Below are 23,245 nucleotides of genomic sequence, written 5' to 3' on the forward strand. Positions count from 1 at the left end.
CGCATGAGATGCTCGCGCCGCGCCGCCACGCCGTTGGCGCGGGGAGGGAAGGGGAGCAGGAATGCCTCCACGCTCGGCGCCTGCCTGATGCCGACCCGTACCTGAGGGGTGCGGGCCCGGGGGTACGGGCACCCGAACCCAGGCCGGAACCGGCGCCCGCGCCCGCACGGCGGAACCGACCCCCGCGCCCCGGCCCCCGCTCACCGTCCCTCGTACGTCGGCGTCCGCCGCTCCACGAACGCCGCCACGCCCTCCCGCGCGTCCCGCGTCGTCATGCACAGCTCCTGGGCGGCGGCCTCCGCCGCGAAGGCGGCGCTGCGGTCCGCGTCCAGGGAGGTGTTGACCAGGTGCTTGGTGAGGGCGAGGGCGCGGGTGGGGCCCTGGGCGAGGCGTTCGGCCCAGGTGCGGGCCGTCTTCTCCAACTCTTCCGCCGGGACCACCCGGTTGACGAGTCCCAGCGCCGCCGCGTCGGCCGCCGGCACGGCGTCGCCGAAAAACATCAGCTCCTTCGCCCGCTGCGGACCGATCAGCCGGGGCAGCAGGTACGTCCCGCCGCCGTCCGGCACGATCCCGCGCCGGACGAACACCTCCATGAACCGCGCCGTGTCCGCCGCGAGCACCAGGTCGCAGGCGAACGCCAGATGCGCGCCGAGCCCGGCCGCCGTCCCGTTCACCGCCGCGATCACCGGCTTCTCGCAGTCCAGTACGGCACCGATGAAGCGCTGCGCGCCGCGCGCGATCATCCGCGCCACGTCCCCCTGCACCCGCTCCCCGGCCGAGGCGGGGCCGCCGCGCAGATCCGCGCCCGCGCAGAAACCGCGCCCCGTCGCGGTGACGACCACCGCCCGTATGCCCGGATCGGCCGACGCGTCGGCGAGCAGCGCGATGATCCGTTCCCGCTGGTCCCAGGTGACCGCGTTCATCGCCTCGGGCCGGTTGAGGGTGATCCAGGAGACGCCGTTCTCGACGGCGTGCAGGACGTCCGGCGTCCGCGGCTCCTCCGCCGCGTCCGATTGTGCCTCCGTCATGTCCGTACGCCTCCTCAGCGGCACACCGCGAGCGCGTCCAGGGCCACCGCCCCCTGCCCGCGCGGCAGCACCATCAGCGGATTGATGTCCAACTCGGCCAGCTCGCCGTCGAGTTCGAGAGCCATGCGCTGCACCCGCAGCACCACTTCCACCAGGGCGTCCACATCCGCCGGCGGTGCGCCCCGCACCCCGTCGAGCAGGGTCCTGCCGCGCAGTTCGGTCAGCATGTCGCGGGCCTCCCGTTCCCCGAACGGCGGCACCCGTACGGCCACGTCGTCCAGGACCTCCACCAGGACGCCGCCGAGTCCGACCGTCACGGTCGGCCCGAAGAGTTCGTCGCGCCCGACGCCCACCACCATCTCGACCCCTCGGCCGACCATCTGGCACACCAGGATGCCGTCGAGGTCGATCTCCTCGTAGCGCGCGATGTCGGTCAACTCCTTGTAGGCGTCGCGCACTTGGCTGGCGGAGGTCAGCCCGACCCGTACCAGGCCCAGTTCGGTCTTGTGTGCGATCCGGGTGCCGGACGCTTTCATCACCACCGGGTAGCCCACCAGACCGGCCGCGCGGACGGCCGCCGCCGCGCTGGTCACCAACTGCTCGCGCGGGACGCGGATTCCGTACGCCCGCAGCAGCTGCTTCGCCGCGTGCTCGCTCAGTCGCTCGCCGGGCCGCAGCAGCGCTTGGGCCTTGCGCAGCGACGGTGACGGGGTGCGCGGGGCCTCGTCGAAGGGGGAGCGGTAGCCGGTGCTGAAGCGGTGGTGGTCCAGATACGCCGAGACCGCGGCGACGCAGTTGCCGAACGTACGGAAGGTGGCCACCCGCGACGAGCCGAGCAGCGTCGTCCGGTAGGCGTCCTCCGTCCCGACCGGCGATCCCCACACCACGCAGACCAGCTTGTCGGTCCGCTCGGCGGCGTCGACGAGATCCCGCGCGAGCTTGTCGCTCATCGGCGGGAACGGCCCGGTGATCGGGCAGATCAGCACGCCGACCTCGGGGTCCGCGAGGATCGCGTCGATGATCTTCGGGCCGCGCCAATCACCCACCGGGTGACCGCCGTTGTCGACCGGGTTCGCCACGTTCAGGTACTCGGGGATCCACTGGTGCAGCTCGTCCTGCCGCGCCGGGGAGAGGGTGGGCAGCCGCAGCCCGGCGGCCGTGGCCAGGTCGGCGAAGTGGGCGCCGGTGCCACCGGAGATGGAGTAGACGACGACACCGTCGGCGACCGGCCGGCGGGCGCGGGCGAGCAGGGTGGCGGTGTCCTGGAGCTGGTCGAGCCCGTCGACCCGGATCACCCCGAACTGCCGCATGGCCGCGTCGACGACCCGGTCCGCGCCGGTCAGCTTCCCGGTGTGGGAGGCGGCCGTCCGGGCCCCGGTCTCGGTGCGCCCGACCTTCACCGCGACCACCGGAACCCCCCGGCGGGCGGCCTGGTCGGCGGCGAGCAGGAACGAACGGCCGTCCTTGAGCCCCTCCACGTAACAGGCGATCGCCCCGACCTCGGGCCGGTGCGCGAAGTACGAGAGGAAGTCGGCGGTCTCCAGATCGGCCTCGTTACCGGTGGGCGCCCAGTGCGAGAGCCGTACGCCGAGTTCCTGGAGGGCGAACACGGGCCGGCCCTGGTGTCCGGACTGGGTGATCAGCGCGATCGCCGGTCCTTCGAGGTCGTCGCGGAACTTCTCGAAGGCGTTGAGGTTGGTGTTCGGGCCGAGCAACCGCAGTCCGGAGCCGGCCTCGGCCGTCCGTGCGACAGCCGCCGCGAGCCGCTCCTGCGCCGCGGCGCCCTCCGCGCCCGTCTCGGCGAATCCGGAGGCGAACGCGACCGCGAACTTCACCTTGGTGGCGGCGAGTTCCTCGACGACGGGGAGCGGGTCGGCGACGAGGAGGACGGCGAGATCGACGGACGCGCCGCGTGCTTCGAGTTCCGTGACCGACGGCACGCAGTCGATCCCGAACACGGTCGTACGGGTCGGATGCACCGGCACCACGCGCGCGCCGACCCGCCCGGCCCAGTCGATCAGCTGCCGGGTGATCCCGGTGTGGGGCCGCCCCTCGGTGTCGGACGCGCCGACGACGGCGACGACTTCGGGCCGGAAGAACCGGTCCAGATCGGGTACGGGTGCGTGCAGCGGGCGGCCGCTGACGTCGGTGTCGCCCTCGACGGCGGCGGTGCCGTGCACGGCCGCCCGGGCGCCGGCGGGCTGTTCGCCGCAGGCGACGACGCGGGCGTGGAGGTCCGAGGTGAAGGTGCCGTGGGTCGATCCAAGCATCGTGTCGCTCCGCCCGTCTGCCGATCGTGGCGAGAACCGCTCTGACTCTCCGTCAGATTACAGAACTGACGGAGAGTCAGGAATGCTTGTGACGCGACCCCGTTCCGTTGCCCTCTTTCCCTCTTCCAGGCTTCCGCTATCCGTGCTCCAGCGCCTTCTCCGTCTTCTCCACCTTCTCCGCCTTCCCCGTGTTCCCTGCGCTCCCCGTCTCGCGCGCCTTCGATGCCTTGGGCGATCTCGGGGCCTTGGAGGTCTTCGGTGGTTTGGGCAGCTTCTGGGTCCTCGGGGGCCTTTGGGGCTTGGAGGTCTTCAGGTTCCTCTGTGCCGTCAGGGGTTGTCCCGTGCGGGAGGGGGCGTGGGCGGTCCGGGCGATGCGGCGCGCGATGCGGTCGGCGTCGAGGCCCAGTTCGCGCAGCATCCCGCTGAGCGGATTGGTGAAGCCCTGGAAGTAGATCCCGGGCGCCTGGCGCGCGCACCGCCCGCCGCGCACCCTCGGCCGGCCGCGCCCGTCCAGTACGCCGAGGTGCCCGACCAGCGGCTCCAGGGCCCGCCGGTAGCCGGTCGCGGCGATCACGGTGTCGGGGGCTATCCGGGTGCCGTCCACGAGCAGCACCTCGCCGTCCTCGAAGCCGGTCACGGCGCCGACCGGCTCGACCTTGCCCGCCCGTACCGCCGCGACCAGGCCCACGTCCTGCACCGGGATCGCGCCCGCCCGCGCCCGCGCGTACAGCCCGCCGGCGGGGCGGGCCATGCCGTACGCCGACAGGTCGGCGGTCAGGAACCGGCCGAACAGCCGCATCCCCGCGTCCACCAGCCACACCGGCAGCCGGCGCGCCAGGATGCCGTTGCGCTGGCTGGGCCAGCCCAGCGTGGAGCGGCGCACGATGTACGGCGCGGTGCGCACCGCGAGCCGCACCCGGGCGGCGCCGCCCTCCGCGAGGTCGGCGGCGATCTCGGCGCCGGTGTTGCCGACGCCGACGACGAGGACATCGCGGCCCGCGTACGGCTTCGGGGTGCGGTACGCGGAGGCGTGCAGCAACTCCCGCCCGGTGGTCGCCGCGTACGCCTCGGCGCCCGGCCACTCGGGCATGCGGGGCGTGTGGTTGAACCCGGTCGCCACGACCACGGCGGACGCGACGAGTTGCCGCCCGCCGGTGGCGTGGAGGGTCCAGGTGCCGTTGCCGCTTTGGGGGTTGGCGCCGGCACCGGTGCCGGCGCGGCTGCCGTCGCCGGCGCCGGCGCCGTTGTCGTCCTGGGGGGTGCGCTCGACGCGTTCGACTTCGACGCCCGTCACGATCTCCAGGTCGTGGAACTCGGCGTACCGCTCCAGATAGCGGACCACGTCCGCGCGTGCCACCCAGCGGCCGAACGAGCGCGGCATCTTTAGTCCGGGCAGCGCGGACAGCCGGCGGGTGGTGTGCAGCCGCAGCCGGTCGTAGTGGCCGCGCCAGGACGCGCCGACGGCGTCCGCCCGCTCCAGCACGACGGTCCGGACACCGCGCCGAGTGAGCGCGGCGGCGACGGCGAGTCCGCCGGGGCCGCCACCGATGACGTAGACGGGATGGGGCAGGGGGGTGGTCATGAATGCCGAGCGTAATGACGCGTACACGCCTTGGGGTTGCGGTCGCGAGGGGGTTCGGTTGCGAATCGATCACGGGCGCCGGGCCCCGGGGTCTTGCGGCCGGGGCCGCCTTCCGCTGCACTGAGGGAATCTGACGTAACGTCAGATCGAGTGGGTGGAGGGGGGAGCGGCCATGCGCGCGATCGGACTCACGGGGGCGGAATGGTTCGCCGTCCTGCGGATCGGCCTCGGGCTGTGGTGGCTGGAGAGCTGGCGCCACAAGGACAAGAAGGGCTGGTTCGAGCGCGGGACGGGCATCGCCTGGGCCGCCGACGTCGCCGCCAAGCACCGCTGGCCGGTGGTCGGTTCGGGCTTCCGGAAGGTGGTGGCGCCGCGCCCCCGGCTCATGGCGTACCTCGTCGTCTACGCCGAACTCGCCCTCGGCCTGGGCCTGATCGGCGGCCTGCTCACTCCCGTAGCCCTCGCCGCCGGCCTGCTCCTCAACCTGCTCTACCTCACCCTGATGATCCACGACTGGGCCGAGCAGGGGCAGAACGCGATGATGGCGCTGATCTCGCTCGTCGCCCTCTTCGCCGTGTCCTGGCAGACCTGGTCCCTCGACCACGCGATCGGACTCTTCACATGACGGCCACCCCGGAAGCCGACGCCTTCAGCCGCACCTACTGGGACGCCGCGGCCGAGGGCCGGCTCCTGCTCCGCCACTGCGCGGACTGCGACCGGAGTCACCACTACCCGCGCGAGTTCTGCCCGTACTGCTGGAGCGAAGCCGTCACCTGGTACCCGGCGAGCGGCCACGCCACCCTCTACACCTGGTCCGTCGTCCACCGCAACGACCTCCCGCCGTTCGGCGAGCGTGTGCCCTACGTGGCGGCGGTGGTCGACCTCGCCGAGGGGCCGCGGCTGATGACGGAGGTGGTGGACTGCCCGGAGGAACGGCTGCGGATCGGGATGGAGTTGACGCTGACCTTCCGCCCGGAGGGGGCGGAAGGGGAGTTCGCGGTGCCGGTGTTCAGGCCCCGCTCCGGCTAACGACGCCCGCCGGGTCCCCAGGCATGCGCCTCGATCGCCGCGTACCGCTCGTCCGACGCCGTCAGCACGGAGCGCGCCGCCTCCGCGTCCGGCGCCCGCAGGATCGCCGCCGTGCCGAGCCAGGTGGTCCCGTCGTCGGACAGCATCGGACCGTACGCGATCAGATCCCCGCCCGGATCGGCCGGAACGGCCAGGTCAGGCGCCCTCTCCGCGTCCAGCGGGAGGGGGACGCCGAGGCCGAGGACCAGGAAGAGGGTGCTGTCCTCACCGAGACTGCCGAGCCCGCCGGGGAACTCCCACATCGTGCGCCCCAGCAGATTCCGCCACCGCCGCAGCAGTACGTCCCGGTAGCCGCCCGCCTGGTACGTCGGCTCCTCGAACGCGAACGCCCGCGCGGCGGCCGGCCCGCCCGGCAGGTCGACGATGTGCACGCTGCCGGTCGGGGTCTCCCCGTCCTCGGCGACGGTCGGCCCGCGCGCGATCAGCTCCTTCTCGAAGCCGTCCATGTACGACCAGTGCGCTTCCAGCAGATCCATGCGCACCGGCAGGGAGCCGGGCCGGTCGTGGTGGTAGCAGAGGAATTCCATGGGGCGAGGATGGGCGGGGAGGGGGGTGGCTGTCGAGGGGTTTGGCGCGGAGCGCGGGGCACGGAGCGTGCGACAGCGCGGGGCACGGGGCACGGAGTGCGGGGTGCGGGGCAGCGCGGGGTACGGGGCGCGGGGTACGGATCGGGGTTGCGGTTGACGCGGCGTCAACTCCTACGGTCTTGGACATGGGGTCGGACGGACCGGCCCCGGCGAGGAGGGGGCCGGTATGGCCTGGTCGATCGCGGACGTGGCCCGGATGTCCGGGGTGACGACCCGGACCCTGCGGCACTACGACGACATCGGCCTGCTGCCGCCCGCCTGGACCGCGAGCAACGGACACCGCTACTACGAACAGTCCCAGCTGTTCCGGCTCCAGCAGATCCTGCTCATGCGGGAACTGGACGTGGGCCTGCGCGAGATCCGTGCCGTCCTGGACAGCCGGGCCGACCGCGCGGCGGTCCTCCGCGAGCACCACACCCGGCTGCTCGCGGAGCGGGACCGGCTCGGCACGCTGGCCCGCACGGTCGCCCGCACCCTCGCCGACCTGGAGGAGAACGAGGAGAAGGACATGACGAGCATCAACCGGCCCGAGAACCTCTTCGAGGGCTTCCGCCCCGACCCCGCCATGGAGGCGGAGGCCCGGGAACGCTGGCCGGAGGAGTACGAGCGGTCCCGGCAGACCCTCGACACCCTCACCCCCGAGACCGCCGAGCAGTGGCAGCGCGAGGCCACCGCCCGGATGGTCCGCCTGGCCGACCTCATGACCGCCGGCACCCCGTCCGACGCCCCGTCCGTCCAGACCGAGATCGCCGCTCACTACCAGGACGTCTGCCGCTTCTGGACCCCGAACGCCGAGGCCTACAAGAGCCTTGCTGCGACGTACGTGGACGACCCCCGCTTCCGTGCCGACTTCGACCGCGTCGCCCCGGGGCTCGCGGAGTACCAGCGGGCGGCGATGACGGTGTACGCGGAGGCGGTGCTGAGCTGAGGGAGGGGCCGCGGTCGGTGTGCCAGCGCGCTGGAGTGGCGGCGTGCTGGCACACCGGGGGAGTGCGAGGCGGGACGGGGGCGGGGTTCGGGGCGGGACATGGGGTGGAGGTGATCTTCGGCGTGGTCCTCGCGTGTGCGGGGGTGGTCCCTGGGTCGGGAACTGGCCGCAGACCGAGGTCCAGTGCTCCCCGCGTGTGCGGGGATGTCCGCCGCCCCCACTCCCCCACTCCCCCACTCCCTCACTTCCTCGTCTTCGTCACCACCGCCCCGAACAGCGCCAGCCCCTTGATCACCACGCGCGGGGTGCCCGGGGTGGTGACGTGGTTCTTGGCGCGCTTGTCGAAGAAGCCGAAGAGGCCGAAGCCGCGGATGTCGACGTCGATGTCCGCGGGGACGACGATCGCGGTGCCGCCCCAGAGGGCGAACGCGTGGATGACCGTGTCGTGGCTGGTGAAACGGGCCTTGGTCAGGTCGAGCCGGCCGCCGCCCCACATGGTCCAGGTGGTCATCCGGGCGGGGACGATCCAGGAACCCGCGCGCTCGAAGCCGCCGAAGACGGCCGCGACGAAGCCCCGGGAGGTGGCGGGCCGGTCGACCACGAGGCTGTCGCGCGGGCCGGGGACGGGCAGGCCCCGGCAGGCGGTCTCCAGGTCGCCGCGGGTGCGGGCGGTGTGGATCTGGTCGAGGCGGGAGTCGAGTTCCGCGAGGTCGAGCCGGCCCGTCTCGACGGCGGCGCGTACGCGTTCTTCGGCGGCGGCGCGTTCGGCGTCGGAGACGCGGATGTCGAGGCCGGGGGAGGGGGCGTAGTCGGTGCCGGGGGCGGAGTCGGGGCGTCCGGGCTGGGGCAGGGTCATTGCGTGCGTCCTTCGAGGTAGTCGGCGAGCATGGCGGCCAGGGCGGAACGGAACGCGTCGTCGCGGCCGGGTTCGTCCGGGTCGTGTCCGAGGTCGGTCTGCCAGGAGCGCCGGCCGAGGGCGTAGCCGTACCCACCGGACATGGCGAGCAGGACGACCGTCTCGATCCGCGCCCGGTCCGGTCCCTCCGGTGGCGGGAGCACGGTGTGGATGCCGTCCTCGATGGCGTCCACGAGCCGGGAGAGATGGGTGGGGGTGCCGGGGGTCTGGTCGGTGTCCCCGTCGTGGAGCTGGGACCACGCCCACAGCCGTACGTACCGCTCGTCGGCCAGGATCTCGAAGAGGACCCGCGTCATCCCGTCCGCGTACGGCACCTGCCCGTCCGCGCGCATGCGGTCGCGTACGAGGTCCCGCTTGCGTTCGTTCTCACGGTCCAGCACGGCGCGTACGAGTGCGCGGTACGTGCCGAAGTAGTGCGTGACCAGCCCGTGCGTCACCCCTGCCGCCTCGGCGACCTTGCGCAGTCCGGCCCCGTCGGGCCCGTGGCGGGCGACGAGTTCGGTGGCGGCGTCCAGGATCTCGGCGCGGGCCTGCTCGGGGGTGCGCCGCCTGCGGCGGCGCGGTGGATCCGTGGTCATGCCGAATGAGCCCTCCCCGTTGTTGGCAGGGTGGACAATAATGTGTTGCCCACCCTGCCAACAAGGGTTGGAGGGCGCCGGGTTGCGGGGCTATCGGCTGTCCGTCCCCAATTTCCTTGGTGGTTCACGGGGAGATGTGGTCTGCTGGCGGCAGCATCGCGTGCCGGTGACGGTCTGCGTCAGGCATGGAGGTGCGGAACCGAAGGGACTGCCCTCCGTGGCCTCCCGTAACGAGGGCGACCGTGTCGTCGCCCTGAGCCTTCAACTCTCCCAAGCGCATGAAGAACTGCTGCGCCGGCTCCACGAGATCCGCTCCCACCTCGGCCGTCGCCGGCTGGACGACGACGTGCTTCTCACCCATTGCCTGGCCTTCTGCGCCGCCCTCACCTCGCACCACGAGGGCGAGGACGAGGGCCTGTTCGCCGAGCTGGTGAGGGCACGGCCGGACCTCGCCCCGACGATCGAGAAGCTCGTCGAGGACCACGGCTTCATCTCCTCGATCCTGTCCCGCGTCGGCGAACTCGCCGACCGGGCCGTTGGATCGCAGGGTCCGGCCCTGGAAGCGATCGGCGGGGAGCTGGACGGTCTCGCCGCGATCATGGAATCCCACTTCGGCTACGAGGAACGGGCGATCGGCCAGGCTCTCGACGACGGCGGGGTGCTGGAGGGCGGTTAGTCGGGCAGGGTGTTCCGGTTCGAGGGTGGGGCCGGGGCCGGGGGTGTGGTGGGGCGGCCGGTGGCGGAGTGAGGGGTGGGGTCCGGGTATCGCTCCGGTGGTTCCGTTGTCTGCGGGCCGGTGGGGTGGGGCTCGGTTTGTGGCCCGGGTGGGAGGGACGGTGTTCCGCCGGTTCGGGGTGCGCGGTCGTGGAGTGGGGCGGCCCGGGCCGTCTCGGCGGATGACCGCCGTCGTGTGGCGGGGATTCATGCCCCGCTGGTCACTCCCGGTGGGTGGGGGCGGGGGAAACCCCGCTCGCGCGGCGGTCGAGCTTGCCTGGATCGCCTCTGAAGTCACACCAGTTCACACCCGCCCCACGGCGGGTGCGGAGTAGCGCCTTCCACCCCGGGCTGGGTGAGTAAGTGCGCCAGCGAGCACCTGAGGGTGCCTCTGGAGTCACAGGAGTTCATCCTCGTCCCATTTCCGGCGGGGATTTCGACTTACGTCGAGCCTTGGCAAAGTGGGTAAAATCCGGGGTCTGTTGATGGGAAGCCGCAGGTCGGCTCCTGTGATCCCCGCGCACGCGGGGCTGGTCCCTGCTCACAGATCTCCGGAACGATCGGGAGTGAGTGATCCCCGCGCACGCGGGGCTGGTCCCAAGGTGCTGAGCATCGTCCGTACGTCGTCGGCGGTGATCCCCGCGCACGCGGGGGTGGTCCCAGGCTGTGGCCCTCGGCCAGGGCTTGGTCCTGGTGATCCCCGCGCACGCGGGGGTGGTCCCTTCATCAACCTCTTCGGCATCGTGGCCGTGGTGTGGTCCCCGCGCATGCGGGGGTGGTGCCCGGATGTGGGTAGACCTCGACACGCGGCTGGGCTTGGCGCGAGTCCTGGGCATTCCGCCCGAGAGGGTGGGCGGGTTTCCTGCTCCTGCGGACCCTGTGATCGATACGGTGGTGACCGCCCCGATGCCGGACGAGGAGGACGCAATGCGTCGACGGAACCTAGTGGCCGGAGCCCTCGCGGTCGGTGCGTCGGTCGTTGCCGCCGGTCCTGGTGCAGCGGCGTCCGCGAGTCTGGAGGACGTGCTGTTCCGCCTTCCGGCCGCCGAGCCCGCACAGCTCCAGACCCTGGCGGCCCGGACCGCCGCCGCGCGTGAGGCGTTCACCACCGCCCGCTACAGCCACCTCGCCACCGTCCTGCCCAGCCTGCTGGCCGCCGCCGAGGCGACCCGGGACGCCGCCGGCGGCCGAGCCCGCCAACAGGCGAACGGCATCCTCGCCCGCGCCTACGTCCTGGCCGCCGAACTGGCCTCGAAAACGCACTCCGACGCGGCATGGGTCGCGGCTGACCGCGCCCTCGCCGCCGCACGAGCCAGCGGCATGCCGGTACCCGTCGGCGAAGCCGCCCGGGTGCTCGCCATCAGCATGCGCCGGTCCGGCCGCTGTTCCTCCGCCGTCCGGCTCCTCACGCATGAGGCGGCCGGGCTTGACCCGTCCGAGGCCCGCACCGGTGCCGTCAGGGCCACGCTGTTGCTGACCGGCGCCTATTCGGCGGCCGTCGGAGGCGACCGCACGACAGCCCTCGCCCTGCTCGACCAGGCCGACGAGGACATCAAGCGCCGCCCGCATACCCCGGGCGGGCTGTTCACGGTCGACGCGACCATGAACCAGGCCGCTGTCTACCGCATCGGTGTCCACACCACCCTCGGCACCCCGGACGAGGCCGTCGAGATCGCACGCGGCCTGAACGTCGACCTCATGCCGACCGCCGAACGCCGGGCCCGTGCCTGGACCGACACGGCCCGCATGTGGCACACGCTCGGCAACGGCGAGCAGACGTTCGCCGCGCTGCGCCACGTCGAACAGGAAGCGGCGCAGGAGGTTCGACGCCCCGCGCTGCGCGCGCTGACGGCGAACCTGTTCTACGGCCCGGCCCGAGTGCAGGGGCTGAGAGAGTTCGCGGTCCGCACCGGGGCCGTGCCTGCGTAGGGGGTGGGGTGGACCGGGCCCGCCTGGATCGCCTTTGGAGTCACAGGAGTTCATAATTGCCCTATTTTGGGCTGTAATCTTGGCTTAAGTCGCACCTTGGTAAAGTGGGTAAAATCCGGGGTCTGACGATGGGAAGCCGCAGGTCGGCTCCTGTGGTCCCCGCGCACGCGGGGGTGGTCCCCGAAGGGCACAACCCCATGACCATCACCACGCCGTGGTCCCCGCGCACGCGGGGGTGGTCCCCCGCGGGTGATGAAGAGGTGACCGGCGAACTGGTGGTCCCCGCGCACGCGGGGGTGGTCCCGCGTCCGCGGCCTTGGAGCCCGCCTACGAGACATGGTCCCCGCGCACGCGGGGGTGGTCCCCATTCGGTCTGAGATGACCAGCCAGTGATCATGTGGTCCCCGCGCACGCGGGGGTGGTCCCTACCTCGCCCAAGCCCTCGCCGCCATGGAGGCGTGGTCCCCGCGCGCGCGGGGTGGGGCCGGCTCTGGCGTCTTCTGTCAGGGCATGGCGGAGTGATTCACGCGCAGGCGGTCCGTCGGAACCGGGATTGTCGCCTCGATTCCGGGGCTGCGCAGGTAGGCGCGGCTGCTGCGGGAGTCGTGCGCCTGGTCGGCCCGCACCCGGTCCGGGTGACGATCGCCGCACTGGCCATGTTCTCGGTCAACATTCGTGGATTTTTCGGTCATTCCGATCGAAAGGCCCTCCGTGCGGGCGTGGACGCCCCACCGTTGAGGGGAGTCTGTCCCAGTTCGGGGTGGAACGCGGTGGTCGAAGAGCGCTGAGGAAGGGACGCCATGGAGGTACGTGCACGGCTGCGCGGGGGCGCGGTCGCGGTGGGGGTTGCGGTGTTGGCGGTTGGGGCGTTGGGGGTCGGGGTGGCTCCGGGGCAGGCGGCGGCTGCCGACCAGTGGCGGCCGCAGCCGGGGACCCTGTACATCTCCGACTTGCCGAAGACCGAGTCGTGGCGCGCCAGGCCGACCGTCCGGGGGTGGGGCGACGACTTCGACTGTCCGGTGGGCTGGCCCGCCGAGCCGGCCGAAGTCAACGTATGGCACCGGGACTTCACCACTGCGGAGACCGCGCTCGCCCAGCAGAAGGTGGCGGTCTTCGACACGGAGGCCGAGGCCATCGCCTTCGCGGACAAGGCCCGGCAGGACTACATCGCCTGCGCGCACGCCCCGCAGCGGCCCGGCGTGACCGCGACCTACCGCGACCACGGGGTGATCAACGTCGAGGAGGGCGCCACCCTTCAGGGGATGCACACCTTCGACTCCAACGCCACCGAGCGCCCCGACTACAACTACCTGTGGGGCGTGGGCCGCGACGGCGACACGGTGACGCTGGTCCTGTGGCAGAGCTACTGGGGTGATCCGCCCGTGATCCCGTGGAAGAACACCCTGAACACCGCGGTGAAGAAGCTGTACTGAGCACCTGCCCCGGCTCATTGCCACGGGGCCCGGCCGGGGCGGGCCACGGCCAGATCGAATACGTGGTCAGCGCCGCTTCCGGCGGGGCTGTGGAGCTGGGCGGCGTGGCCGCGCAGCAAGGAGACCAGCACTTTCACAACACCCCCGCGTACGCGGGGTGGTCCCGGGGTGTCGTCGTTGGCCGGGTCCTAGTAGAGGTGGTCCCCGCGCACGCGGGGGTGGTGCCCGTGCGGGCGCTCGGCGATTCTTCAGTCCACGGGCAGTGACCAGCGGGGCATGAATCCCAGCCTGCCGACGGCAGTCATTCGCTGAGCCGTGCCGGGTCGCCCCATTTCACTGGTGCGTACCCCGGCTGGCGGAGACGGTCCCACCGGCCCGGGCCGCGAACTCAGCCCCACCCCACCGGCGGACGGACATCAGGCCGACCGGAGCGATACCCGGGCCCCGACCACCGGCCCTCCACCCGCCTACGGCGGTCGGCAAACAGCACCGCTCCCGCGTGGACCTTTCCCCTGGGCCGCCCTCCGAGAGTGTTTTTCGCGCCTGGAAGCGCCGGGTCAAGGGTGGCCGAAGGCCATCGCGCAGCGACGCGACGTAGGAGCGCCCTTGACGCGGTGGTGGAAGGCGCGACTCTCGGAAGGAGGGCGGACACCACGCCACACCCCACTCGTACCTCGCGCTATGACACGCCCCCGCCCACCCCCAGCAGGCTTCCCCGGCGGCTACGCCGTCCGCCGGCCCTTCGGGGCCGTCAGGACCTGGGACGTTCCGATCAGTGCGAGGCCGAGCATGAGGGTGGTGACGTCGACGTCGATGGGCAGGAAGCGGGCGGATCCGACCGCCGCTGCCAGCAGCAGTGCCCCTGCACCCCAGACGCGGGGCCGGTTCACGGAGCGGCCCAACCGGGCGACGGGCACTCGGTCGTTCACGAGCGCCAGTACACCCATCGTCGCGAGAATCAGCGCCATCAGCGTGATGACGGCCGTGTAGATCATCATGGTGTTTCCCCCCGAAAACCGTTGCTACGACCATGCTCGCAGCAACGGTCCGGCGGGGCCATGCCGTACCCCGGCAGAATCCTGCCCCGCCGCCTGCCCGCCCACGGCAGCACATGCTGCCGTGGGCGGCGTCATCGTCAGACGGACGCGGACGCGGACGCGGCCTCGGTCACGAAGGCGGACCAAGCCGCCGTCGCGACGGCGAGCTGGGGGCCGTCGACGTTCTTGGAGTCACGGACGTGGACGGCGCCGGCCGCCCCGCCTCCCGGCTCGGTGTCATCCCGGGGGCCTCGCACTACGACCTGATGTTCTCGCCGCTCCTCGTGCCCACGGTGCTGTCCTTCCTCCAGTGACCCTCCAGCGACCCTCCAGTGACGTTTCTGCGGTGAATCCCGTCCACCGAGAGAGTGAGTAAAGCGTACGTAACGAGACATTCCTCCTTCTCCCCAGAAAAGATCAGGTTTTGGCAAAGCCCCTGTGTCGAAGACCTGCTGAGGAGTCGGACCATGAGTTATGGCAATGCCCTGCGCGACCGGATCGCCGGGCCCGGGACCACCCCGTTGATCGGTGTGTACGACATGTACTCGGCGTCCGTCGCGGCCGAGCACTACGACGGGATGTTCGTGTCCGGGTTCGGCTTCGCCGCCTCGTACTACGGGCTGCCGGACATCGGGTTCATCGCCTGGCCCGACATGCTCGGCTTCGTACAGCGGCTGCGCGGCGCCTTCCCCCGCCACCACCTGCTGGTGGACATCGACGACGGGTACGTGGACCCCGAGGTCGCCTGCCACGTCGTCGAGAGCCTGGAGCGGATCGGCGCCTCCGGCGTGATCCTGGAGGACCAGAAGCGGCCGCGCCGCTGCGGGCACGCGGACGGCAAGCAGGTGCTGCCGCTGGACGAGTACCTGACCAAGCTGGAGATGGTGCTCCAGACCCGGCGCGACCTGGTGGTCGTGGCCCGCACCGACGCGACGGACGAGGACGACATCCTGCACCGCGCGGAGCGCCTCGCCGCCACCGACGCGGATGTCGTGCTCGTGGACGGCGTACGGAGCGTGGAGTGGATCCGGCGGATCCACGAGGTCGTCGACGGCAAGCCGCTGCTGTTCAACCAGATCGCGGGCGGCAAGTCCCCCCGCCTGTCGCTCGGCGAGCTGTCCGAACTCGGCGTGGCCGTCGCGATCTACAGCACGCCGTGCCTCTTCGCCGCGCACGTGGCCATGGACTCGGCGCTGTCCGAACTGAAGCGGGCCGACGGCCGACTGCCCGTCTTCGACGCGGCCGCTGGCGTCGGGGTCGCCGCCTCCACCCGGCTCCTGGAACGCAACATCGCCCGCAACCAGGAGCAGCCGGCGCGGGCGCGGGTGGGAGCGTGAGGGACCCGAGGGGCCCCTGGGGTACGGGCCGCCCCGGGAGTCCCGGCAGCCCCGGCCGTCCCCGGCGGGTGGTGCGGCCGTTCGCCGTGCTCGGGCTCGCGGCGGCGGCGCTGGCCACCGGGACGGCGCCTGCCCTCGCCGACGGCAGCCTCGTCACCGTGGTCGACAACCGCGACGCCGACTCGATCCTGGAGGTCGACCGTACGGCGAACGTGCAGTCCGGCAGCAGCGGCAGTACGGCGGGCAGCGATCACGACGGCAGCGCGGTCGACGCCCTCCAGGCCCTGTTCGGCGACGTCGAGCCGGACGACGACTGACCGCCGGACGACGACTGACGGCCGGGGGAGGACCCGGAAGGGTGTCCGGGGGCTACGGGGTCAGTGGCGCCGTTCCACGATGCCGCGCACGTACGCTGCCTGGCCCGCATGCTGGTTGCCCTCGGCGACGAGGCTGATCAGGCGCGGGCCGAGGGTGACATGCGGGGTCCAGCGGGTGTCGACGACCCGGTCCAGGTCGGCGACGGTGAGGCCGCCGACGTGGTCGAGGGCGCGGGCGTGCACGGCGTCGTGATAGCCGAGAAGCAGCTCCGCGTCGGCGCGGACGGCGGCGACCTGCTCCTTCTCGTGGCCGAAGCCGATGTCCCCGTCCGCGAAAGGCAGTTTGAACCGGCCGGACCAGCCCTCGGCGGTCCATGCCTGTTCGGTGCCGAACGCGTCGGCGAAGTGGTCGTCCGTGACCCGGGTCAGATGCCAGACCAGCCAGGCGATGGAGTTGGCGTCGGGGTCGACCCGTACGGTCAGCTCCTCGACCGACAGGCCCTCGACGGCCTCGTGTACCGCCTCCTGGATCCTGCCGAAGGCGTCCAGCAGCAGCTCGGAGCTCTTCATGGGCCCTCCGGCCTCCTCGTCGCGGTCCGGTCCGTGGCGGTCCGGTCCGTCACATGGCGGTCCGTGGCACAGCCCGCCCTACGACGGACCGCCGGGGGCCGACGCCGTCCGTCACGGCTCTGCGGCCACGGTACGACGAGGGCGGGCGGCCCGCCGGGCCCGTCGTACCGCGGTTACGCCGTTCAGCCGAGCCGAGCCGAGCCGAGCCGAGCCGAGCCGAGCCGAGCCGAGCCGAGCCGAGCCGAGCCGAGCCCGAGCCCGAGCTGCGGGGCGGCCGGGCGGCCGGGCTGATTCAGCGGCGCCCAGGGTGGTCACGGCGCCACTCGGCCACCGCCGCCCCGACGTCGAAAGGCTTCAGGTTCAGCGGCGGGCCCGCCGGGGGCCGGGCCAGGGCCTCGGCGATACGGGTGTTGATCTCGCCCAGGATGCGCCGCAGTTGGGACTCGGAGGCGGCCGTACGGGCGGCCTCGGCGGCGTCCTCGGCCGCCTTGCGCAGGGCCAGGGCCGGCGGCAGCGCGGCGAAGCCCTCGCGGTGCATCTTCTGCTTGACCCACCACAGTTCGTCGTACGGCGCGTCGTCGCCGGCGAGCGGCTTGCCGAAGCCGGACAGCCGGGCGAACTCCCCTCGCTCGGTGGCCTCGCGGATCTGCTTGTCCACGAACGATTCGAAGTCGACTCCGGGCGGCTTGCGCTTCGTCATGACTCCAGCGTAGGGAGTTCCGGCGATCCGCTCCAGGGTCTGTCGTGGCACCTGATCTTCCGGCACCCTGTCCTGGCCGGCCTCGAACACCTTTCCGCCTTCGGGGCCGGGCTCTGTTCAACGCGCGTCAACCTTCTCAATCCCCATGGGAGCCACGCATGCGTTCCAGAACCATCCCCACTCCAGGCAACATCACCCGCACCACCGCCCTCGGCGGCCTGTTCGCCCTGCTCGCCGGACTGCTCACCGTCCTTGCCGCCGCCCCCGCGCAGGCCGCGCCGCTCTTCAAGGCGCCGTTCCCCTGCGGCCAGAACTGGACGTACAGCCACCACTCGGCCGAGGTCCGGCTGGCGCTCGACTTCATACGGAACGACGGCGGGACCACCGCCGGAACCCCGGTGCTGGCCTCCGCCGCCGGCACCGCCTACCGCTACTCGCAGCCCAGCGGCGCCGGGAACTACATCGCCATCGACCACGGCGGAGGCTGGATGACGTACTACTTCCACCTCAGCGCGTACTCCGTCGCCGACGGCGCCTCGGTCAGTCAGGGGCAGCAGATCGGGGTCACCGGCTCGACCGGCAACAGCTCCGGCGCCCACATCCACTACGAGCAGCTCTACAACGGCGCCGGCCAGAACATCGTGATCAACGGGACCTCCCTCGCGCCGTACCCCGGCTCCTACGGCTCGAAGTCGCTGACCAGCGACAACGGCTGCTCGGGCGGCGGTGGTGGGAAGTACTGGGTGGACACCTACGCCAACGCCATCGGCTACGCCCAGGCCAACACGAACGACGCCCAGGGTGTGCTGAACGCCGGCACGAACTACGTCTCCTGCAAGGTCTGGGGTCAGGAGGTCCGCGGGAGCTCCGGGAGCTTCAACCACTGGTGGCTCAAGACCGACCTGGACACGGTCTACGCGGGCAAGAACGGGCGCGGGGCGTACGTCTCCGCGTACTACCTGTCCCGCTGGGGCAACGACGAGGCCCGGGACAACAGCGGAGCGGTGATTCCCACCTGCTGATCCCCACCCGCTGATCCCCACCCGCTGATCCGGGCCCACTGATCCGGCCCTGTTGATCTTTCTCCGCCGGCGCCCGAAAAGGGCAGGAGCCCCACTCGTGCGCATCGCGCAACGGAGTGGGGCTCCTTGGGTACTGCTATAGAAAGTCTGCGATCGTCCCAGCGGCCTTAGGCCGGGGTGACGTTCTCCGCCTGCGGACCCTTCGGGCCCTGCGTGACGTCGAAGGTCACGGCCTGGTTCTCCTCGAGGGAACGGAAGCCGTTCGCGTTGATCGCGGAGTAGTGGACGAAGACATCCGGGCCGCCGCCTTCCTGGGCGATGAAGCCGAAGCCCTTTTCAGCGTTGAACCACTTCACGGTTCCGGTAGCCATGAGCCCTCCTATGGGCCAAAGGGTCGCCCTGCTCCAGAACCTGCAAACAAGTCTGAAAACTACAAAAGCCTGCGGGTTACATGCTCCGCAGGCTCTGTACTGCAAGGGAAACCAAACTGCAACTTGCGCTGAGCCTAGCACGCGACATCCGCGAAAGGGTAGAGGGAAGGATCACGTCACTCGCATGTTTGACGCGCCTCCCCGCCGCTGACGTACGACTGGCGTACGGCTGACGTACGACCCGGCGCTGCCCGGCGCGCGGGACGGGTCTAGCCTCGCGTTGTGGACAATGCAACCGATGACCACCAGAGCAGCCGGCCACGAGTCGGACACATCCAGTTCCTGAACTGCCTGCCCCTCTATTGGGGCCTCGCCCGCACCGGGACGCTCCTCGATCTGGAGCTGACGAAGGACACCCCGGAGAAGCTCAGCGAGCAGCTGGTGCGCGGCGACCTCGACATCGCTCCCGTCACCGTCGTCGAGTTCCTGCGGCACGCCGACGAGCTCGTCGCGCTGCCGGACATCGCCGTCGGCTGCGACGGCCCCGTGATGTCGTGCGTGATCGTCTCCCAGCGGCCCCTGAACCAGCTGGACGGGGCACGGGTCGCGCTCGGCTCGACCTCGCGCACCTCCGTACGGCTCGCGCAGCTCCTGCTCGCCGAGGTGCACGGCGTGACGCCGGACTACTACACCTGCCCGCCCGACCTCGGCCTGATGATGCAGGAGGCCGACGCGGCGGTGCTGATCGGCGACGCGGCGCTGCGCGCCTCGCTGCACGACGCGCCGAGGCTCGGCCTGGAGGTCCACGACCTCGGCCTGATGTGGAAGGAGTGGACGGGGCTGCCGTTCGTCTTCGCCGTCTGGGCCGTCCGCAAGGACTTCCTCGCGCGCGAGCCGGAGACCGTCCGCGAGGCGCACAAGGCCTTCCTGGCCAGCCGCGATCTGTCCCTGGAGGAGGTCACCAAGGTGGCCGAGCAGGCGGCGCGCTGGGAGTCCTTCGACGCCGAGCTGCTGGAGCGGTACTTCCGGACGCTCGACTTCCGCTTCGGTCCGGACCAGCTGGTGGGCGTGCGCGAGTTCGCGCGCCGGGTCGGTCCGACGACCGGCTTCCCGGCGGACGTACGGGTCGAGCTGCTCGGCGAGCAGTAGGCCGGCGAGCGGTTACCCGGCAGCAGGAGGACACCGCCTCTCCGGCGACCGGAGAGCCGGAGAGCTGAAGAGCACGAGAGCTGGAGACAGGGGCGGGGCCGACAAGGCCCCGCCCCTCCTGCGTGCCCCGGGGTCGTCCGGGCAGGGGCGCGGGGGTACGGGGCCGGGCCGGGGCCGGGTCAGGACGAGGCCGGGATCGGGCCCTGGAGGTACTGGCTGATCCAGGCGATCGTGCCCTCGTCCATCCCCTTCATATAGCTGCGGGCGTTGTGCGCGCCGCCCTCGATCACCTGGAGGTGGGATTTCACCGGACCCTTGTTCGTATAGGTGCGGATGAAGTCCTTCAGCGACTCCATGATCCCGGTCTCCTGGGTGCCGATCTGGAAGGCCAGGTACACCCGGTTGGCGGGGATGTCGGGCTTCCGGGCCAGGGCGGTGGCCAGCTCCTCCGGGTCGTTGGCCTCCCGCTCCTCCTCGTACCCCTTCCACAGGGGCGAGTCCGGGACGGTGTCCGGGCCCGAGGCGATGGCCGCCTTGAACTTGTCCGGTTTCTGCAGCACGGACTTGAGCGCGGCGAAGCCGCCGGAGGACGAGCCCATGAAGGCCCAGCCGTCCCGGGACTGGAATGTACGGAAATTCGTCCGGACGAAATCCGGCACGTCCTCGGTCAGCCAGGTGCCCATTTTCGGCTGCCCCGGGATATCGCTGCCGTCGTAATAATGCTTGTTGTTCGGATTGAGTACAGGCATCACGACGATGAACGGAACACTCTTCCCCTGCTCCGACCAGCGGGCGACGTTCGATTCGAAGCCGAGGTGGGTGCTCTTCCAGTAATTCGCCGGATAGCCGTAACTTCCGGGCAGCGAGATCAGCACCGGGAAGCCGCTCTTCGCGTACGCCGGATCGGAATACTGCTTCGGCGTCCACACCCACACCTTTCCGGTGAATCCGGACTTGGCGCCGTGCAGGTCCGTGACCCGGATCTTGGTGCCGTCGGCGAGGGTGGTGACGGTCGTGAAGCTCGCCGCCGGGCCGGTCGGGAAGAGCGTCCGGGGCGCCGCGGTCCTGCTCGGGTGCAGACCGGCCCGCGGCGGGACGACGGTGTCCGGCGTCGCGCACCCGGCGAGGGCGGTGGCCGGCAGGGCGAAGGTGATCACGAGGGCGGTGGTGCGGAAGGCGCGGGAGGTACGGGAGGTACGGGAGGCGCGCGGGGTACGCGAGGCGGGGGAGGCGGGGGAGGCGTACCGGCTGCGGACGGGGCGACGGCGTGACATGGCTGCTCCGGCGGTGCGTGCGGACGTACGTCCGTACGTCCGCGTCGGCTTGTGGTGGCGCTGGCGCGAGGTGTGCTCTTCCTACCTAACGCCGATGGGGCCGTTTACGGAGCGGGAAATCGGTGAAGCCGCCCGCCCCGCCCCCGCGGACCCACCGGATCCGGCCGGACTCGCGGGATCCGGCCGGATCCCGCCGTCACCCTCCCTCGCTCGTCCCGACCCCCTCCGCTCGTCCCGACCCCCCCCTCCGAGTCCCCCCGATCGGCCGCAACCCCCCGATCCGGCCGCGCGGGACCGGCCCGAATCCGCGCGGGGCGCTGGCGTAGGCTGGTTCGGTTCGTTCCGTACGCATCCGCACTCCTCCGTACTCCTCCGAAAGGGACACGCCCGGTGACCGAGAAGGCCGAACTCCAGTCCGTTCTCGACCGCGCCGCCGCGGGTGGCCGGATCACTCCCGAGGAGGCGCTCGACCTCTACCGTTCGGCTCCGCTGCACGCCCTCGGCTCCGCCGCCGACGCCGTGCGCCGCCGCCGGTACGCGGGCACCGAGCACATCGCGACGTACATCATCGAGCGCAACATCAACTACACGAACGTCTGTGTGACGGCGTGCCGGTTCTGCGCCTTCTACGCCGCGCCGAAGGACACCAAGAAGGGCTGGACCCGCGACCTCGACGACATCCTGCGCCGCTGCGCGGAGACCGTCGAGCTGGGCGGCACCCAGATCATGTTCCAGGGCGGCCACCACCCGGACTACGGCGTCGAGTACTACGAGCGGCACTTCTCGGCCATCAAGAAGGAGTTCCCGCAGCTCGTCATCCACTCCCTCGGCGCGTCCGAGGTCGAGCACATGGCCCGGATCTCCGGTGTCTCCGTCGAGGAGGCCATCACCCGGATCCACGCGGCCGGTCTCGACTCCTTCGCCGGCGCCGGCGCCGAGCTCCTGCCCGAGCGTCCGCGCAAGGCGATCGCCCCGCTGAAGGAGAGCGGCGAGCGCTGGCTGGAGATCAGCGAGATCGCCCACAAGCTGGGCGTCGAGTCCACCTCCACCATGCTCATGGGCACCGGCGAGACCAACGCCGAGCGCATCGAGCACCTGCGGATGATCCGCGACACGCAGGACCGGACGGGCGGCTTCCGGGCCTTCATCCCCTATACGTACCAGCCGGAGAACAACCACCTGAAGGGCCGCACCCAGGCGACCCTCTTCGAGTACCTGCGCATGATCGCCATCGCGCGCATCTTCCTCGACAACGTGGCCCACATCCAGGGCTCCTGGCTCACCACCGGCAAGGAGGTCGGCCAGCTGTCCCTGCACTACGGCGCGGACGACCTCGGTTCGATCATGCTGGAGGAGAACGTGGTCTCCTCGGCCGGTGCCAAGCACCGCTCGAACCGCCTGGAGATCATCGACCTCATCCGCAAGGCCGGCCGCGTCCCGGCCCAGCGCTCCACGACGTACGAGCACCTCGTCGTGCACGAGGACCCGGCGAACGACCCGGTCGACGAGCGCGTGGTCTCGCACATCTCGTCCATCGCGATCGAGGGCGGCACCGCCCACCCCGAGCTGAAGCTCCTCGACACGACGAACTGACCCGGGCACGGGCACGGATACGGCCCCGGGCATGGGCACGGCCCCGGGCACGGCCCCAGACACGGCCCCGGACACGGACACCGACCTCGGAGTGACGCGACCATGCTGACGCTGCACGCGGCCGATCTGCTGCTGCCGGGCGGGGACCGGCCCCCGGTACGTGACGGCGCCGTCCTCGTACGGGACGCCAAGATCGCGGCCGTCGGCCCGTACGAGGAACTGGCTGCGGCTCATCCGACGGCGCGAGTGCGCCGCTGGCCGGGCGTGCTGACGCCCGGTCTGGTGAACCCGTACGGGCCCGAGCTGCTGGAACGGGCGTACCACCCGGACCCGCGCGAGGCCGACGACTTCGAGCACGGCATCGAGCCGGTGACGGGCGAGGCCCTGGAACGGCTCGCTCTCGACGACGCCCGCTGGGGCGCGAGCGCGCGGCGCGGCCTCCAGCGGATGCTGGCGCACGGCACGGTCGCGGTCGCCTTTCCCCGCGAGGGGCCGGTACGTCCGGCGGTCCGGGAGGCACTGCGCCGGTCCGGCCTGGTGACGGGGGCGCGTGCCACCGTCACGCCGGGGGTGCCGTCGCTCGATCTGTACGCGCCGAACGGCGCTTTGGCGATTCACCTCCATTATCTGGTGCCGGGAAACCACGCCCGGTTCGCCGTCTTCGGCGTATCCGACGAGGCGGAACTGACGGCGCGGGGTGCGGGGACGTGTCTGGCCACCGTCCTCGACGGGCGGCTGGTCTTCCGCCGGAGGTAGCGGGTGCGGGGCGTCGACGTACCGCCGGAAGTCCGGCTCGCCCCGCCCCTGACCGGCTCACCCGC

23 protein-coding genes, 1 pseudogene and 1 CRISPR repeat array are annotated in these 23,245 nt (G+C 71.5%); of the genes and pseudogenes, 12 read left to right on the plus strand and 12 right to left on the minus strand.

The window, feature by feature from the left end:
- Positions 1 to 200: 200 nt before the first annotated feature.
- From ABZ990_RS07560 to ABZ990_RS07570, 3 genes are all read right to left on the minus strand, one after another.
- The gene (locus ABZ990_RS07560) at positions 201 to 1,028 is read right to left on the minus strand and encodes an enoyl-CoA hydratase-related protein (protein ID WP_361226784.1); all 828 of its coding nucleotides are present in this window, start codon (positions 1,026 to 1,028) and stop codon (positions 201 to 203) included.
- A 14-nt stretch (positions 1,029 to 1,042) separates the two neighbouring features.
- Positions 1,043 to 3,298, minus strand: coding sequence for an acetate--CoA ligase family protein (locus tag ABZ990_RS07565; RefSeq protein WP_361226787.1), 2,256 nt, complete (start codon positions 3,296 to 3,298; stop codon positions 1,043 to 1,045).
- Positions 3,299 to 3,434: 136 nt separating this feature from the next.
- Complete coding sequence (locus tag ABZ990_RS07570) at positions 3,435 to 4,880, minus strand: NAD(P)-binding domain-containing protein (RefSeq protein WP_361226790.1); 1,446 nt, start codon at positions 4,878 to 4,880, stop codon at positions 3,435 to 3,437.
- Positions 4,881 to 5,052: 172 nt separating this feature from the next.
- Between ABZ990_RS07570 and ABZ990_RS07575 the strand changes: the two genes are divergently transcribed.
- Positions 5,053 to 5,505 (plus strand): DoxX family membrane protein, encoded by a 453-nt coding sequence (locus ABZ990_RS07575; protein ID WP_361226793.1) that lies wholly within the window; start codon positions 5,053 to 5,055, stop codon positions 5,503 to 5,505.
- A complete protein-coding gene (locus ABZ990_RS07580) occupies positions 5,502 to 5,909 on the plus strand; it encodes a Zn-ribbon domain-containing OB-fold protein (RefSeq protein WP_361226795.1) in 408 nt (135 codons plus the stop codon). Before ABZ990_RS07575 ends, ABZ990_RS07580 begins: the two co-directional genes overlap by 4 nt.
- On the opposite strand, the gene ABZ990_RS07585 is transcribed toward ABZ990_RS07580, so the two are convergent.
- On the minus strand, positions 5,906 to 6,496 hold the full coding sequence (locus ABZ990_RS07585) for a YciI family protein (protein WP_361226798.1): 591 nt from the start codon (positions 6,494 to 6,496) through the stop codon (positions 5,906 to 5,908). The genes ABZ990_RS07580 and ABZ990_RS07585 overlap by 4 nt on opposite strands.
- A gap of 226 nt (positions 6,497 to 6,722) precedes the next feature.
- Here ABZ990_RS07585 and ABZ990_RS07590 point away from each other — a divergent pair, with 226 nt between their 5' ends.
- Positions 6,723 to 7,484 (plus strand): MerR family transcriptional regulator, encoded by a 762-nt coding sequence (locus tag ABZ990_RS07590; protein ID WP_361226800.1) that lies wholly within the window; start codon positions 6,723 to 6,725, stop codon positions 7,482 to 7,484.
- Positions 7,485 to 7,725: 241 nt separating this feature from the next.
- On the opposite strand, the gene ABZ990_RS07595 is transcribed toward ABZ990_RS07590, so the two are convergent.
- Both ABZ990_RS07595 and ABZ990_RS07600 read right to left on the minus strand, forming a co-directional pair.
- Positions 7,726 to 8,340 carry a DUF1707 domain-containing protein gene (locus tag ABZ990_RS07595; protein WP_361226803.1) on the minus strand — a complete coding sequence of 205 codons (615 nt, stop codon included), beginning with the start codon at positions 8,338 to 8,340 and terminating at the stop codon, positions 7,726 to 7,728.
- A complete protein-coding gene (locus ABZ990_RS07600; protein ID WP_361226806.1) occupies positions 8,337 to 8,978 on the minus strand; it encodes a helix-turn-helix domain-containing protein in 642 nt (213 codons plus the stop codon). The genes ABZ990_RS07595 and ABZ990_RS07600 overlap by 4 nt, the downstream gene beginning before the upstream one ends.
- 217 nt (positions 8,979 to 9,195) lie before the next feature.
- On the opposite strand from ABZ990_RS07600, the gene ABZ990_RS07605 reads away from it, so the two are divergent.
- The 3 genes from ABZ990_RS07605 to ABZ990_RS07615 all read left to right on the plus strand — a co-directional run bounded on the left by ABZ990_RS07605 (position 9,196) and on the right by ABZ990_RS07615 (position 13,054).
- Positions 9,196 to 9,654 (plus strand): hemerythrin domain-containing protein, encoded by a 459-nt coding sequence (locus ABZ990_RS07605; protein WP_361226809.1) that lies wholly within the window; start codon positions 9,196 to 9,198, stop codon positions 9,652 to 9,654.
- Between the two features lie 547 nt (positions 9,655 to 10,201).
- A CRISPR array of direct repeats spans positions 10,202 to 10,467; the repeat unit is 21 nt; unit sequence GTGATCCCCGCGCACGCGGGG.
- Positions 10,468 to 10,619: 152 nt separating this feature from the next.
- A complete protein-coding gene (locus ABZ990_RS07610) occupies positions 10,620 to 11,621 on the plus strand; it encodes an XRE family transcriptional regulator (RefSeq protein ID WP_361226812.1) in 1,002 nt (333 codons plus the stop codon).
- An 800-nt stretch (positions 11,622 to 12,421) separates the two neighbouring features.
- Complete coding sequence (locus ABZ990_RS07615) at positions 12,422 to 13,054, plus strand: hypothetical protein (protein WP_361226815.1); 633 nt, start codon at positions 12,422 to 12,424, stop codon at positions 13,052 to 13,054.
- Between the two features lie 722 nt (positions 13,055 to 13,776).
- Here ABZ990_RS07615 and ABZ990_RS07620 read toward each other — a convergent pair.
- Entirely contained in the window at positions 13,777 to 14,052 is a 276-nt protein-coding gene (locus ABZ990_RS07620) for a hypothetical protein (RefSeq protein WP_361226817.1), read from the minus strand.
- Between the two features lie 137 nt (positions 14,053 to 14,189).
- Positions 14,190 to 14,270: pseudogene (locus tag ABZ990_RS07625) on the minus strand (hypothetical protein); the annotation flags it as partial.
- Between the two features lie 288 nt (positions 14,271 to 14,558).
- Between ABZ990_RS07625 and ABZ990_RS07630 the strand changes: the two are divergent.
- Together ABZ990_RS07630 and ABZ990_RS07635 are read left to right on the plus strand one after the other, a co-directional pair.
- A complete protein-coding gene (locus ABZ990_RS07630; RefSeq protein ID WP_361226819.1) occupies positions 14,559 to 15,428 on the plus strand; it encodes an isocitrate lyase/PEP mutase family protein in 870 nt (289 codons plus the stop codon).
- Positions 15,425 to 15,745, plus strand: coding sequence for a hypothetical protein (locus ABZ990_RS07635; RefSeq protein ID WP_361226823.1), 321 nt, complete (start codon positions 15,425 to 15,427; stop codon positions 15,743 to 15,745). Before ABZ990_RS07630 ends, ABZ990_RS07635 begins: the two co-directional genes overlap by 4 nt.
- A gap of 60 nt (positions 15,746 to 15,805) precedes the next feature.
- Here ABZ990_RS07635 and ABZ990_RS07640 read toward each other — a convergent pair whose 3' ends face one another.
- Positions 15,806 to 16,315, minus strand: a complete 510-nt coding sequence (locus tag ABZ990_RS07640; RefSeq protein ID WP_361226826.1) for a DUF664 domain-containing protein — start codon at positions 16,313 to 16,315, stop codon at positions 15,806 to 15,808.
- Between the two features lie 292 nt (positions 16,316 to 16,607).
- Positions 16,608 to 17,015, minus strand: a complete 408-nt coding sequence (locus tag ABZ990_RS07645) for a DUF1992 domain-containing protein (RefSeq protein ID WP_361226828.1) — start codon at positions 17,013 to 17,015, stop codon at positions 16,608 to 16,610.
- 158 nt (positions 17,016 to 17,173) lie between these two features.
- Here ABZ990_RS07645 and ABZ990_RS07650 point away from each other — a divergent pair, with 158 nt between their 5' ends.
- A complete protein-coding gene (locus ABZ990_RS07650) occupies positions 17,174 to 18,037 on the plus strand; it encodes a M23 family metallopeptidase (protein ID WP_361226831.1) in 864 nt (287 codons plus the stop codon).
- A 167-nt stretch (positions 18,038 to 18,204) separates the two neighbouring features.
- Here ABZ990_RS07650 and ABZ990_RS07655 read toward each other — a convergent pair whose 3' ends face one another.
- On the minus strand, positions 18,205 to 18,408 hold the full coding sequence (locus tag ABZ990_RS07655) for a cold-shock protein (RefSeq protein WP_003948780.1): 204 nt from the start codon (positions 18,406 to 18,408) through the stop codon (positions 18,205 to 18,207).
- 282 nt (positions 18,409 to 18,690) lie between these two features.
- On the opposite strand from ABZ990_RS07655, the gene ABZ990_RS07660 reads away from it, so the two are divergent.
- Positions 18,691 to 19,557, plus strand: coding sequence for a menaquinone biosynthesis protein (locus ABZ990_RS07660; protein ID WP_361226834.1), 867 nt, complete (start codon positions 18,691 to 18,693; stop codon positions 19,555 to 19,557).
- A gap of 179 nt (positions 19,558 to 19,736) precedes the next feature.
- On the opposite strand, the gene ABZ990_RS07665 is transcribed toward ABZ990_RS07660, so the two are convergent.
- Positions 19,737 to 20,831 carry an alpha/beta hydrolase-fold protein gene (locus tag ABZ990_RS07665; protein ID WP_361226837.1) on the minus strand — a complete coding sequence of 365 codons (1,095 nt, stop codon included), beginning with the start codon at positions 20,829 to 20,831 and terminating at the stop codon, positions 19,737 to 19,739.
- Positions 20,832 to 21,221: 390 nt separating this feature from the next.
- Here ABZ990_RS07665 and mqnC point away from each other — a divergent pair, with 390 nt between their 5' ends.
- Together mqnC and ABZ990_RS07675 are read left to right on the plus strand one after the other, a co-directional pair.
- The gene (mqnC, locus tag ABZ990_RS07670) at positions 21,222 to 22,424 is read left to right on the plus strand and encodes a cyclic dehypoxanthinyl futalosine synthase (protein ID WP_361226840.1); all 1,203 of its coding nucleotides are present in this window, start codon (positions 21,222 to 21,224) and stop codon (positions 22,422 to 22,424) included.
- Between the two features lie 102 nt (positions 22,425 to 22,526).
- On the plus strand, positions 22,527 to 23,180 hold the full coding sequence (locus tag ABZ990_RS07675) for a hypothetical protein (RefSeq protein WP_361226843.1): 654 nt from the start codon (positions 22,527 to 22,529) through the stop codon (positions 23,178 to 23,180).
- Positions 23,181 to 23,245 lie beyond the last annotated feature (65 nt).

Origin of the sequence: Streptomyces sp. NPDC046203 (assembly GCF_040646255.1) — a bacterium.
Classification (GTDB): Bacteria; Actinomycetota; Actinomycetes; order Streptomycetales; family Streptomycetaceae; genus Streptomyces.

Coding starts and splice junctions, on each gene's coding strand:
- ABZ990_RS07580 (WP_361226795.1), top strand. CDS start 5,502: ATGACGGCCACCCCGGAAGCCGACGCCTTCAGCCGCACCTACTGGGAC.
- ABZ990_RS07640 (WP_361226826.1), bottom strand. CDS start 16,315: ATGAAGAGCTCCGAGCTGCTGCTGGACGCCTTCGGCAGGATCCAGGAG.
- ABZ990_RS07610 (WP_361226812.1), top strand. CDS start 10,620: ATGCGTCGACGGAACCTAGTGGCCGGAGCCCTCGCGGTCGGTGCGTCG.
- ABZ990_RS07655 (WP_003948780.1), bottom strand. CDS start 18,408: ATGGCTACCGGAACCGTGAAGTGGTTCAACGCTGAAAAGGGCTTCGGC.
- ABZ990_RS07615 (WP_361226815.1), top strand. CDS start 12,422: ATGGAGGTACGTGCACGGCTGCGCGGGGGCGCGGTCGCGGTGGGGGTT.
- ABZ990_RS07600 (WP_361226806.1), bottom strand. CDS start 8,978: ATGACCACGGATCCACCGCGCCGCCGCAGGCGGCGCACCCCCGAGCAG.
- ABZ990_RS07595 (WP_361226803.1), bottom strand. CDS start 8,340: ATGACCCTGCCCCAGCCCGGACGCCCCGACTCCGCCCCCGGCACCGAC.
- ABZ990_RS07560 (WP_361226784.1), bottom strand. CDS start 1,028: ATGACGGAGGCACAATCGGACGCGGCGGAGGAGCCGCGGACGCCGGAC.
- ABZ990_RS07675 (WP_361226843.1), top strand. CDS start 22,527: ATGCTGACGCTGCACGCGGCCGATCTGCTGCTGCCGGGCGGGGACCGG.
- ABZ990_RS07590 (WP_361226800.1), top strand. CDS start 6,723: ATGGCCTGGTCGATCGCGGACGTGGCCCGGATGTCCGGGGTGACGACC.
- ABZ990_RS07620 (WP_361226817.1), bottom strand. CDS start 14,052: ATGATGATCTACACGGCCGTCATCACGCTGATGGCGCTGATTCTCGCG.
- ABZ990_RS07630 (WP_361226819.1), top strand. CDS start 14,559: ATGAGTTATGGCAATGCCCTGCGCGACCGGATCGCCGGGCCCGGGACC.
- ABZ990_RS07585 (WP_361226798.1), bottom strand. CDS start 6,496: ATGGAATTCCTCTGCTACCACCACGACCGGCCCGGCTCCCTGCCGGTG.
- ABZ990_RS07565 (WP_361226787.1), bottom strand. CDS start 3,298: ATGCTTGGATCGACCCACGGCACCTTCACCTCGGACCTCCACGCCCGC.
- ABZ990_RS07665 (WP_361226837.1), bottom strand. CDS start 20,831: ATGTCACGCCGTCGCCCCGTCCGCAGCCGGTACGCCTCCCCCGCCTCC.
- ABZ990_RS07575 (WP_361226793.1), top strand. CDS start 5,053: ATGCGCGCGATCGGACTCACGGGGGCGGAATGGTTCGCCGTCCTGCGG.
- ABZ990_RS07650 (WP_361226831.1), top strand. CDS start 17,174: ATGCGTTCCAGAACCATCCCCACTCCAGGCAACATCACCCGCACCACC.
- ABZ990_RS07570 (WP_361226790.1), bottom strand. CDS start 4,880: ATGACCACCCCCCTGCCCCATCCCGTCTACGTCATCGGTGGCGGCCCC.
- ABZ990_RS07645 (WP_361226828.1), bottom strand. CDS start 17,015: ATGACGAAGCGCAAGCCGCCCGGAGTCGACTTCGAATCGTTCGTGGAC.